The organism is Finegoldia sp., from assembly GCF_046991905.1.
In the GTDB taxonomy this organism is placed as follows: domain Bacteria; phylum Bacillota; class Clostridia; order Tissierellales; family Peptoniphilaceae; genus Finegoldia.
Genome location: NZ_JBKWZF010000005.1, coordinates 45,093 through 58,468 on the forward strand (window position 1 = coordinate 45,093; position 13,376 = coordinate 58,468).

Consider the following 13,376-nt stretch of genomic DNA (forward strand, 5'->3'; position numbering starts at 1 on the left):
AATAGAGACTTTGTTGAATAGGAGATTTAAATGGCAAATAAGAAAAAAGATGATATTAAATTAAAAGCCAAAGATTATATCTTGTATCAACAAAAACACAAAAATAGAATTGAAATTGACATTTCAAACGAAGATGTTTTAAAGGCACAAGATTTAAAATTAAAAGAATTTCAAGATAAACTTAAAGATAGTATCAACATACAATCTCCTATCTTAAATTATAATAAATCATATAATGAATTATTAGATAAACTCGGAGATCATATATACAATAACAATATAACATCAAATGATGCTATTAACTTAGTTAAAAAAGAATTGGAAAATAAAAAATTCCAAATTTCTAATATTGAAAACAAAGTTGATGATATTATTTACAACAACGCGATTTCAAATGCTAATAATCAATATTTAGATGATATCATTAACAAAACAAACAATAATACAATAACAGAAAACGAATTGAAAAATTTAATTGACATGTCTAACAACGCTTTAAACAATCAATACGGTTTAAAGGATAAAGACAATAAAGATAGATTTAGCGTAGAAGACATGCAAGAAGATTTGCAAGTATGGAAAGAGCAAAGACAAGAGGATTTAGATTTTGAAAAGTTAAATGCAGATACATTAAGAACAATAAATGTGGATGAATTTGAATCTAAAATCACAGATGATAATCTCAACCAATTTTTCAAAGAAAACATAAACGAAAATCCTCTACAAAGCTTTAAAACTGCTGCTATTTTAAATCAAAGAAAGCTAGTTACAAATGAGGATATTAAAGATCAGTTCAAATACGAAAAAGCTAAAGATTTTGTAAATGAAAACTTTGATGAAATTAAAAAACTAAAACTAGATTACGAAATAGCAAAACCACTACAAGATATTAGTGAGATTGATTTTGATAAATATCTTGCATCTAAATCTACAAGTATGCTTAATGTGTACGAAAATTATCTGAAAAATAAAGCGAATAATAAATCTAGCTTAATTAACGTTATAGATAATGTAAACAATGGCTTAGCGGAATTTGAGGATAGCGGTTTAGAAAATTTCAATACAACAAGCTTATCTTCAAGTGTAAACGAAAGAACGGCAACAAATGGAACAATAAAACTAGATACATTTCATACCGATAATGAAGGGGTCGGAAATGCGGGAACAAATACTCTAAAATTTGAAAATTTGAAAAAAGAATATACTAAAGTTTTCGCATATAATCCTTCCGATGTTTCAAAATATCAGCTAATAGATGTTAAAGGGGAAAGAAGTGAATTTGAGTATAAATCTTTTGTAAAAGATGAATACAAAAATGCCATTCAAACTAATTTATCAGATGATAAGATAAAATTCTTAATAGAGGCTAAGGATAAAAGGCTTATTAGTGAACAACAATTTAAAAACATAATGTTTGCATCGAAGGGTGATACTAGTGTAGGAAAAGATGTATTAACTACAATGGTACAAAACTATGAAAAAAGCCCTATTTCGTTTAACCAACAAATCCCCGATATTAAGAAAATAGGTAATAATCTAAAAAACATCAAAGACTTTAATGATTTTGAAAATACAATAAACACATTTAAAATCAATGATGAATCAATCAACAACCAAAGAGTTAAGTATATTCTAAATACGATTAAGTCTAGCGATAAAAATGATGTAGATAGGTTTTTAAAAGCTAACGATGCTAAGCTTCCATTTGTATCTAATAGTATTAAAAAAGAGTTTTTGGAAAACTTTAACAAAAATTCACCCGATATTCCTTTAATAGAAAATTCGTCAGATAATTTATTTAAGGGATATTCTACAAAATTAGATAAAAATTCTAGGCAGTTTTTGAAAGATTGCTACACTAACGGGATTATTACCAACACCCAATTAAGAAATATTGCTCAAACAACAAGAGAGCCGTTAGAGGTTAGAACTAAAGTCGTAGATAATATTATTTCTTATAAGGGATTGTCTGATTTGCCGAGAGATTTGAATGAAAATCCTCACGATTATGAAGATATGTGGGATTTAGAAGATTCAAACAAATCTGAGATAGAAAAAAGAGTAGATAATGCGAATGATAATAGAGATTATTTGATCAAAAGGTCACGTGACTTAAAAGAACAATTAAGCGAAAATTCAAATATTGACTACGATAATTTTAAAGAATTAATATGTAACACCAAAGAAAAAGGTGTTTATACCTATGCCAATATAAAAAGACCGTTTGAAAATCTTGAAAGAGAAAATCAAGATGCGATTTCAGATGTGACTAAAAATATTATTGCAAAAATGAGGGTTTCATACGCAGATAAAGAGGCTATTGAAAACACAGTAAAAACTCTTAATGGTTTAAAGAATCAATACAGAAAAGAGCTAACTTTTGAAGTATATAAAAGAAATCTCGATAGAAAAAGGATAGAGTATGTTCTAGAACAAAATAAAAGCAAAGAAGAAATACAAGATAGAGTAGATAACTATCTAGTAAAACAACAAAAGTTATATAAGAATCAATCTGATGAGGCTAAAATCAGATATGTTAAGTATAATAACTTATTAAAAGATTGCTTAGAAAAAAGTGTTAATCCATTTGAAAATGATATTCATGATATATTAAAAAAAGAGGATTTGGAATTAATAAACTCTATAGCAGATAAGTTAAAGGTAAAACCGTATAGTATAGAAGATTTGAATCTAAATTATTCAAAAGCTTATTACAAAACAAAGGCATTTAAAGAGTATTCAAATCTTTATTTCAAAGCTAAAGATGAAAGATTTAGAAATAAGATGATTTCAAAATACAACGACTATGCAATAGTAGGCGTTGACAAAATGAGACCATTAATAAAAGATGCTGTGAAAAAATCAAAGGAAAAATTAGAGGAAGAGCACGAAGATATTATAAACATATCTAAATCTATTTCTAAACATTCATCAATGATTGCAAAAGAACATCATAAATACCAGATGTTGGATAATAAAATACAAAGTCTAACGAAATCTGTTATAAACAAAACCTTTAAAGAGGATTCTAAAGAAAGCTATTATAAAATTTACAATACAATAGCTGCTCAACCAGACGCTTTAAGAAATATAAAAAATAAGGTGATTGTAGATTTAAGTGCAAGATATCACAATTCTTACGCTATGACTACTTTGTTAATGGCAAAGAAATTAAGTATATACACAAATTTAAAAGCAAAAGAGGTAAAATCATTTGTTGATTTACAAAAGAAAATCTATAAAAATGACCCTAAGCTAAATGAAAGAATAGAATTTAAAGGTATCAGAAAAACATTAATAGATAATATATCCGACACATCAAGAAAAAGAACGAATAGATTGTTCAAGAAATATGGCATTAATATTAATCTTTTAAGCACCAAGGAAAAGCAAATACAATATCTAAAAGATATAGCAGAAGGTAATAAAAAGATAAATGCTTTTTCCAAAAGAAAGCTAAAAAAAATAGAAAAGAAATTAGATAAGAATAAAGCTTTATCAGAAAAATATAAAAAGCAAGCTTCTAGAAGAATGACAAAACAATACACTTATATGATTGTTTCAAGATATATTCAAGCAGGTTTAAAAGATAATCAATATGCTTCCGATTTCTATAGAACAGCAAGAATATATTCTTTAAATTATGACATTGCAAGGTATCTAATAGCTACACCTTTTAGGGCTACGATATTTTCTATAAACTTTTACAGATTATTTAAAAAGTATTATGAAAGTTCACACAGAATTTTTAAAGGATTACATTTAAATAAAGCTCAAAAAGCCTTATTTGCAGCTTTAAATGCAAAAAGAAGAAAAGGTGAATTAATAAAACCTAGGAAAAAGAAATTATCAGTTTTAGCCTTAAGAGCATTAAATAATCTAAGATATGTTAACGACTACGGTCAAGACTTATCAAATGCTGTATTAAAAGCACACTCAACAGCAATAGCTACAAAGAAAACTATTAAAACTACAAAGAAAGTAGCAAAAAAAGCCGGTAAAGAAATTGCAAAAATTCCTCAAAGAATTAAAAAATTAACTGTATTTATTGCAAAAGTAAAAGCAGCCATTACTAAAGTTGTTTTAGCTGTAGGAAAATTTATTGCTGCTACTGTTGGCTTTATAGCTGCAAATTTAGTTCCTATTGTTGCTGTTGCATCAACGTTAATAATAGTGCTAGCATTTATGGGGAGTTTTACGATAATAACCGATATGTTCATGGTTAGAGAGGAATATGACCCTGCAACAAGATTCTATGACAGGATTACAAAACTAGATTATGAAAAGAATAAAGAAGCAAATAAACAATACAAAGAAATGTTGTCTAAAGCAAGAACAAAATATAACCAAACACAACAAGGTGTATTGACAAGCCCTATTCATGTTCCGATGGTAGAAAGAGAATTAATACAAGAGCCTTTTAGAAAAAAGGAAGATGACAACAATATTTTCATAAGAACAGATGCTTTAAGATTGTTGTATTATCTAGAAACTCTTTATTCAGATGATAACTTAGAAAAATTCACAACGTATGATAAGGACATGTCTTCTAAGATTGAAAGACCAGCACAAGCTTTTTCTAGTACAAAAGCTAAGTTTGAAAACATTTCAAAAGATTCTTTAAAAGAAATGGACTTAGGGAATATAGCAAGTAATATTAGAAACAAAGCAAATACCGTTACTGGTAATTACGAAATAAACTATCCTAAAGAATTAGGAGGGGTTCAAAAATTAAAAAATAGGACAGCTATAGAATATAGAGACCCTGTTACAATGCTTATGAAAATACATGGTGAGCTTCACAATAAAGCGTATTCGAAAAATATTACTCTTAGAAGAGTGGATGTTTTTGGATATAAAAAAGATTCATCAGGTAATATGATTAGATATAAAAAAGGTACTGTTCCTATTCAAGGAACGAAATTTGGTTCTGTACCGTTTGATAACTGGTATAACCCATTTGCAATCAAAAAGTTCTCACAAATTAAAGACAACTCGCCAGATAAGATGATTTACAAGTCTAATTTAGGTATAGATAGATTAGCCCTAATCGAAGGCGGGGGAGAACGTGTATCATCACTTGACGATATGATGAACAATATTGTGTATGAATACGAAAACCCTCTAGGATATGAAAAGAAAACTGGTGAAGGTATAAATTGGATTAGAAGAAATCCAAAAACTTATTATAGTGAAGTAGATGCAAAAGTTATAAAAAATCCAAACAATCCTTATGAATTCCCTACAACATATATTAGAAGAAGATATGGACACGAAGGAGATCAAGACAAGATCGGATTCTTAAAATCAATAGGGATGATATTTGATAAGGACAAGAGTGTAGATGATGACAAGGATGTAAATACGGTAGTAGATGTTGTTGTTTCAAATACAGGTAATGGAACGGATAAACAAATAGACGAAAATGCATCAACAATCTATTCGCCAATGGATGGTAAGGTAATGGTTGCATCAAACTCTTTTAAAGATTCTGATACAAAGCTTAAACAAGCTAACAGAATGGGTGGAGAATATGTAATCATAAAAGACGTGTTAAAAAAACATAAATTCGAAGGTGATATGACTGACGAAGATGGAGATAAGATAGACTTAGAAGAAGAAAACAAAGAAGCTGACAAGAAAGAGGATAAAAAAGAAGCTGACAAGAAAGAGGATAAAAAAGAAGACAAATCGGATGAATCAAATGATGAGATGATGATTATGATGTTAGGTGGTCTCGACAAATCTTCAATGGATAAAATTAAAGATAAGATAGTTAAATCCAATAACAACTATATTGTTTCAGCTGGAGATCCTTTAGGTACAGTTAAATTAACTCAAAAGGCTCAGCCTAAACCTAGATGGAATGATATGTCAGCATTGGGTACAAGTGCTGTAAACCCACTGACAACAAATCCAAATGATCCAGGCTCTCCTTTGTATAAGTACAATTTGACAGCAGAAGAATGGACTAGGGTATTTAAAAAATATTTTCCACGTTCTAGTATGTTACCTGAAAATCACCCTAATGCAAGAGGATTTTTTGACGAAGTAGTTGCATCCGAAAAAAGGACTGGAATAAGCCCAGCATTTATGCTCGCAATAATACAAACAGAAAATGGTGGTGCTTTTGGTAGGTTTGGTTATGGTGCAAGAGTAGCTGCTGAAAAAAATAATATCTTGTCTTGGAACGCAACCGACATAAACACATATACTAACGCAAATGGTTTTAGAAATTTTGCAGAATGTTATGGTTTTGTTTGTAACAAGTTAAATACATTGTATTTAACTCCGGGTGGTAGATATTATAACGGTCAATCAGTAGCTGGTGTTAGTAAGTTATATTGTAGTGATTCAAAGGGATGGCAAACAAGTGTTAGTTTGTTTATGGCTAGAATCTATGAGGCTGTTCAAAAAGAATCATTAGGTAACAAGCATAATCAAACTCAATCACCTAGTACACCAGTTACGAATCCAACAGAAAACAACTCTATTTCACCAGATTTAGTGACAAAAGTTAAGGTTACAGCAACTGGAATTTATCCAACTAAGGAAAATCCTAATACGCCGAATGGAACACCTATTAAAAAGGGTATAATATTAGCAGATGGATCAATTATCGCTAAAGGTGCTAAAGTTGAAATACCAGGCTACGGTAATGCAACTGTAGACGGTAGCACAAATGATACTAGAGGATATAATATTAAGATTGCTTTTAATACTAAAAAGGAAGCAATAGCTTTTGGTAAGAAATCATTAGAAATTGATGTTCATACTAAAACTAAACTTAATACTAATCCAAATGAAGTAGATCCTACAAAAGAAATTAAAAGAACTAAAGAAACAGCTAATGATACTGAAAAATATGAATCTGTATTATATATGAACATGTTCTATCAATATAAGCCGGGTGAAAACGAATCATTTATTAACAAATTCTTAAAAGGTGAAATCAGAAGGGCTTATCTAAACCCAGCAATGCGTATGAGTTCAGGAATTATAGACCAAAAGAACGCAAAAAGTTATATGCTAGAAACTGGATGGGCTTCAATGCAAAATGATTTCGAAGAATTCCAGGATTCTTTAGGTAAAGTAGACGCTGTTCCACAATTTACAGGTGGATATGACGGAAATTACGGTTTTGCTGGTTCAAGACAAGTTTCTAAGATGGGTAAAATACCTGATGATATTAGAGTTTTTAAACCACACTCAACAGCTGCAAACTGGACTAACAAATCTCCTAGGGGTCAATGTGTTTGGTATGTATATAATCGTTCCAGAGAGTTAGGTGGATTCCACTTAGTTGGCATGGGAGATGGAGGAAATTGGCGTTATTCGGCAAAAAGAGGAGAGTGTAAAACGTATATTATAGATAAACCTGTAGCTGGCTGTGCATTATCAACAACAGGTGGTGCATACGGACATATAATGTTTGTTGAAGCAGTTAATCCTGATGGCTCGGTTTGGGTCAGCGAATTTAACGTTATACCAAAAGAATATTCCGAAAGATTACTTTCACCAGGTTATATAAGGGCACGTAATGGTGTATTTATATATATTGGAGTTGAGAAAAATGCTAATAATATGATGAAACATTAGAGAAAGTAGTATAAAAATTTATGAAAGGAGATAAGGGGAGATTAAATCTCCCCTAAATTTTTATGAAGAAATTATTTAAATATTTTATTTTTGCAGTTACTTTTTGTGTTATTTGTAGTCAAACAAGTATAGCAAGCTATGACGGTCAACAAAACATAATAGAACAAAAAGGTGATGAACCAGCTTTTAATCCTGACTTATCAGGATCTTTTATTGATTCTCTCGAAACTTGCATATACAATAGAAAAGGGGAATTAGTAAATGCAATCACTGGCGAAAAAGCAAAGACAAGAAATAACTGGGTAACATTTGGTGATGACAAATTAAAATATGAAGACATAGCTAATAATGAAGATATGAAATACGATTATGATGCTAAGTCAAAAAACTTTATCAGATGGGTAAATAACGACGGAAAGATAAATGCTAGTAAAAGATATGATGATATAAAGGATAGAGATAAGGCTGGAACTATTAGATTTAGAGTTACTAAAAATCAAGCCAATCAACAGCCACTAAGAATAATTTTATCAAACGATAAAACAAAAGATGTGTATGAAGTAGTGGTAGGCACAGGAAAACAACTAGATAAAGCTTTTAACTACGGAACATATACTATATACAAGGTGTATCAAGATGATGAAGACTTTTCAAAGTTTCAAATAAATATTTCAAAACAACAAATTAATGTTTCTGAAAAAACAAGATTTCAAGTTGTAGATATATCTGTAATAAGCCCAAGTGCTGAAAAACTTGAAGAAATGCAAAATGCAAATAAAGACAAAAAACAAGAAGAAACCAGAGAAAGCCCTAATAAAAAGGCTGAAAAGGAAAAAGAAGAAGAAATTATACTAAAGCCTACAGATGAACAAGCAATGATTAATAAACAAAAAGAACGAGAGAATACAAGAAATATGAAAATTTTATTAGTGTTTGCAGGTTTATCAATTATAGTAGTTGCGGGAGGCTATGCTTTCTATAAGAAAAGATAGTAGTCACAGGTAACATTCAATGTAAAGGAAGGATAAAAATGTTTGAACTACAAAAGTATATCCCAGATAAAGATTATGTATTCGATATAGAAACCTTTGATTTTAAGGCAAGATATGATTATACACCTCCAAGAGAGGATATTGTTAAACTAGTATATTATGATAAATACGAATATCCTCAAGGTAATAAAATAAACAGGCTGAAGAAAGTAGAAGAATATCATTTAGAATGTTGGAAAGATTCGTTGACAAATAGGAAAGATAGATTTCAGTTTCGTTTAGAAGGTCATGAGCTTCAAAATTGGTTTTATTATATATATCCTTACGAATATATTGAATGTTTAAATGCGATAGAAAAGGATTTATTAGATGATGACGGGTGTATATATATAGGTAGGAATGTAATTTACGATAAAGAAATAATCAAAATGGTTTTTGACTATCTAAGAGTTGCTTCTGGAGATTATCAAGATTTTTTGCATGATTTAACAGGTGGTAATTGGATGATAAAGTATGCAAAGGGCAAGGTTGAAAACACCGACCGTTACTATAGATTGCGTTCAAGTAGTCCATTTCGTTTAAGAGCAAAAGGTGAATCAGAAAAGGTCGAAGAAGATAATCTTGATAAGTTTTATGAAATACAAAAATATTTTTATAAAAAGTTTGATGAGGCAGTTTATGAATTTCAGTTGAATTACACTCAATTAACACATAGACATATTAGTGAAGAAGATATAAAGGAGCGTGAATTGGCACAATCACAATTACCACATCCTGGTGAAATATGGACATCGCCATTTTTCTTCAACTCAAAGTACGGAAAAGACAAAATAGATGAGGTGCGTAGCTTATGTCCGGAAAGGGCAAGAACCGATTTTAAAGAAAATCATTTAAGAAAGTTTTTAGATAAGATAGGACAAATTGTTGACTATGAATTTGTTAATGAAGTTTTAGGTGAAGAAAAACTTTTAAAACCAACGCCCGAAGAAGAAAAAATAGATCATGATTTTAGAGAAAAGTATGGATTTAATAAATGTTCAAATGTTGAAGAAGAAGATAAGTTAATGAAAGAACTATCAATAAATCCACAATTTATTGAAGATGCAAAAATGCTAGATAGTTATAATAGGAAAACATGGAAACTTATGGGTTATCAAAGAGCTGTTTCTCAGTACTTTAAAGAAAAACATGGAGTAGGGAAAAGGGATATATATCCATGGGGTAGAGATGAAAATATTGAGTGTCCTAAAGAAATGTTACTTGATAATTGGGATAAATATTATTTTCAAATGAAAGAAGAAGAAAAATTAAAAGAAAAGAGGTAATAAATGGTAAAATCGCTAGTGGCAGCAGCAGTAATTGTGAGTATATTTTCTGTAATATATCTTACCCTTTCTCTTAGCATATTTAAGATACAAAAAGATGGAAATGCTAAGATATTCAAATATGGCTCACCAGTATTGTTATATATTGCTTTGTCGATAATAGTGTCGTTTTTGGCATATAGAATTTTGTATTTAAGTCCAACATATATGGTGAAAATAACGAGCATATTAAAGATTGTTATTGCTTGCAATGTATTAATCTTAGTTACACCTTATGTAGTAACTTTTATAAAAAATTACGAAAATAATGTTGATTTTGATGTTTTTAAGGTCAATAGATTTATTATTGTAGGAGCAATAATTGTGTCTTTAGCATTAAACTTTGCAGTTATTTTTCAGTATAGATCATCTACATATCTTCCTTCTGAAAAAGACGTTCCGGTAGAAGATGAGCAAGAGGAAGAAAAAGTAGATTCATTATCTTATACAATAGTAAAAAAACTTGAAGAAGACAAACGTAATAAGATAGACGAAGAAAAAGTAGAAGATGAAAACAAGTCTAATAAAGATGTATTCTATGAATACAAACTAACAGAATTCTATATATTAACTGATAAAAAAGAAGAAAAAGATTTAAGAAGAATTTGCGATGATATATTAGAAAAAAAGAAATTAAAAAATAAACCCGTTAATTTCTATTTCTACGATGATAAAAGAGACGTGGATAAGTTCTATGGAACAATAGCTTTTGCTAATTATTTAGAAGGTGGTTCTGAAAACTTCATGGGTAGAGGGATGGACTATATTCTAGATATGAGGTTTAAAGGTGGAGTAGAAGAAATAACTGATTATGAAAAGAGTATATACTATGAAGTTGAAGATGAAATAGAAAAAACAACACCCGTAGTTAGTTCGGATGATTTGAAAAATGAAACGCTAGAAGAATCGGTAAGTGACGGAGGAACATATAGTATTAGAGTAATGAACGCTTGCCAAACAGTAGCTGAAAAAAGAGGAACGGATCAAGTTAGTGTTGAAAAGATTTATAGAAAGGTTGAAAGGTCAAAACAATTCTAACTAAAGAATAAGAGATAAGGGAGGATGTATGCAAGATTTGTATATTTCATTTGGAATATTTTTTGTACTTTGTCTAGTCATGAAAAGCTTGTGGCCAAGAATCAAAGGGTACATGGGAGAGACTATAGTTAAGATGAAATTAAGTAGTCTTGATAGAGAAAAATATGCTGTTATAAATAATCTAGTATTAGAAAATTTGAGTGGAAATACTTATTCTACGCAAATCGATCATCTAGTTATCTCAACTTATGGTGTTTTTTCTATTGAAACGAAGAATTACAAAGGATTAATTTATGGCTCTGAATATAGCAAAAAGTGGATTCAAAATATTCATGGAAATAAGAATGAGTTTATGAATCCAATTTTACAAAATTACGCACACATCAAAGCTGTTAAATCAATTTTGAGGAAGTATTATCCAAACATGAGATATTTTTCTGTTGTTGCATTTTCTCCAGATGCCAAAATCAAGGTTAAAACCAAAAATTCTGTTATCTGCAAGATGTCACAAGTTTCTAGAAATGTTAAAGAACTTTCGGATAAAGAGATACTAAATCCAAATGATTTAAAAAACATTGTAGAACTGATTGAAGAAAATAAGCTAAATATCAGCAATAGGGAACATGTTAGAAATGTTGTCAGCCGTCAATTGTAAGTCAATTGTAAAGTTGATGATTTTGTAGGTTTTCTCGAGATTAAGCTTGACTAAGCTTAAAATTTATACTATACTTATATTACAATGTAACACAATAAAGGGGCGATTTTATGGCTACTATAACTATAAGGTTAAGCGAATCAGATAAGGAACTTTTTACAAATGTTTCGAAAGAAAAAAACAAAACGCTGTCAGATTGGGCGAGGGAATCTTTGTTGGAGAAAATTGAAGAAGAATATGATGAAAAGATAATTAAAGACTATCTTTTAAATAAAGATAGTATGAAATTCTATACTAGTGAAGAAGTTAAAAATGAGTTAGGTTTATGAGAGTTATATATTCAGAAAAATCTTTAAAATCATTAAAAAAACTAGACAAACAAGTCCAAAAGATGATTATTAACTATATGGATAAAATTAGTCAGTTAGACGAGCCTCGTGTAAGAGGAAAAGCACTTTCGGCTAATCTAAAAGGCTTTTGGAGATATAGAGTGTCAAACTATAGAATAATTTGTGAAATCAATGATAATAAGCTTATAATATGCGTGGTAGACGTAGATCATAGACGAAAAGTTTATTTAAAGGATTAAAGGATTAACCCTTGATTCAGTTCAAGGGTTTTTTGTTTTATAAAGAAAAGAGAATGTTATTTGTAGATACAATACATGTTATTAATCTACAAATAACATTTTTTTATTTTCCAAACACCACTTATTTGTGGGTATAACAAGGATAGGTAAAAGATAATAAGGAGGATTTTATGGATTTTAGAACAAAAATTGAAAATCAAGAAAAAAGAATAGAAAAAAAGAGAAGTATTGTTGATAAAAAACAAAGTGATTTAGACCAAGCGAAAAAAGACTTAAAACAAGCAGAAGATGATTTGCAAATATTACTAGCTGAATGTGTTTTAAGTAAATGCAAGACTATTAATAATGTATTTGAAATGTTAGGAGATTTTTCAATTGAGGAAGAATAAAAAGCTAATGGCAGTATCTGTCATAGCACTAATATTAATAATGACAAGTTGTAAAAATGATAAAAAAGTAGAGCTACCAACAAAATATATAGGAAGTGGTGAATTAGTAGATGTGCCTTCTGAAAAGCTATCTATGAATCTTGACAATACAGCCTTTGCAACTCGAATTAAGACAGAACCCGTAAAGAGTACTTATAAATATGTTGAGGTTGGTAAAGATATAGAACAAGGCGATATTCTTTTAAGAAGATTAATAGAAAGCCCAATTGTCAAGATAAATAAACCATCAGGAAACATTACTAAAGTATTTAGACACGATAGCATATTGAATGTTAGCAATGGGGATTTAATTGAGGTAGATGGATTTAAAATAGAAAGGCTAAAATTTGACCGAAGTAACCCTAATAACGTTAAAGCTGGTATTTATCGCGTAGGAGAAGGAAATATAAAAGCTGGATCATATAGCGTAGAAGGTAATATTAAGGGAGTATTGGTTTATCCCGTAATTCCAGATATCCCAAATGAATCATTCGACAGCGAAAATACAAGTGAAATATTATCTTTAAATAAAGGCGATATTATCATTATCGAAAAAGGCACAAAATTAGTTTTGCAAAGTCAAAGCAGAGATCAAAACAATTCTATAGAAAGTGAAACAGATAAAGAAACGAAGACAGAAAAAACAGAAGGCGAAGAACCGATTGAAGATGATTCATTCAACGTAGAAACGCCACAATAATAGGAGTGTAG

9 protein-coding genes are annotated in these 13,376 nt (G+C 29.7%); all 9 read left to right on the forward strand.

The genetic code is table 11. The features are described from left to right. The first annotated feature begins 30 nt into the window (after positions 1-30). The 9 genes from ACLUJM_RS03740 (at position 31) to ACLUJM_RS03780 (ending at position 13,365) form a co-directional block, all read left to right on the forward strand. A complete protein-coding gene (locus ACLUJM_RS03740) occupies positions 31-7,599 on the forward strand; it encodes a CHAP domain-containing protein (protein WP_412412219.1) in 7,569 nt (2,522 codons plus the stop codon). A 62-nt stretch (positions 7,600-7,661) separates the two neighbouring features. Continuing rightward, positions 7,662-8,591 carry a hypothetical protein gene (locus ACLUJM_RS03745; RefSeq protein ID WP_412412220.1) on the forward strand — a complete coding sequence of 310 codons (930 nt, stop codon included), beginning with the start codon at positions 7,662-7,664 and terminating at the stop codon, positions 8,589-8,591. A 38-nt stretch (positions 8,592-8,629) separates the two neighbouring features. Further along, complete coding sequence (locus ACLUJM_RS03750) at positions 8,630-9,916, forward strand: hypothetical protein (RefSeq protein WP_412412221.1); 1,287 nt, start codon at positions 8,630-8,632, stop codon at positions 9,914-9,916. A gap of 3 nt (positions 9,917-9,919) precedes the next feature. After that, positions 9,920-10,993, forward strand: coding sequence for a hypothetical protein (locus ACLUJM_RS03755; protein WP_412412222.1), 1,074 nt, complete (start codon positions 9,920-9,922; stop codon positions 10,991-10,993). Positions 10,994-11,021: 28 nt separating this feature from the next. Continuing rightward, on the forward strand, positions 11,022-11,648 hold the full coding sequence (locus tag ACLUJM_RS03760; protein WP_412412223.1) for a nuclease-related domain-containing protein: 627 nt from the start codon (positions 11,022-11,024) through the stop codon (positions 11,646-11,648). Between the two features lie 110 nt (positions 11,649-11,758). Next, positions 11,759-11,977 carry a type II toxin-antitoxin system RelB family antitoxin gene (relB, locus tag ACLUJM_RS03765; protein WP_412412224.1) on the forward strand — a complete coding sequence of 73 codons (219 nt, stop codon included), beginning with the start codon at positions 11,759-11,761 and terminating at the stop codon, positions 11,975-11,977. Beyond that, on the forward strand, positions 11,974-12,237 hold the full coding sequence (locus tag ACLUJM_RS03770; protein ID WP_412412225.1) for a type II toxin-antitoxin system RelE family toxin: 264 nt from the start codon (positions 11,974-11,976) through the stop codon (positions 12,235-12,237). The genes relB and ACLUJM_RS03770 overlap by 4 nt, the downstream gene beginning before the upstream one ends. Before the next feature lie 170 nt (positions 12,238-12,407). Further along, positions 12,408-12,626, forward strand: coding sequence for a hypothetical protein (locus ACLUJM_RS03775; RefSeq protein ID WP_412412226.1), 219 nt, complete (start codon positions 12,408-12,410; stop codon positions 12,624-12,626). After that, a complete protein-coding gene (locus ACLUJM_RS03780; RefSeq protein WP_412412227.1) occupies positions 12,613-13,365 on the forward strand; it encodes a hypothetical protein in 753 nt (250 codons plus the stop codon). The genes ACLUJM_RS03775 and ACLUJM_RS03780 overlap by 14 nt, the downstream gene beginning before the upstream one ends. Positions 13,366-13,376: the final 11 nt, after the last annotated feature.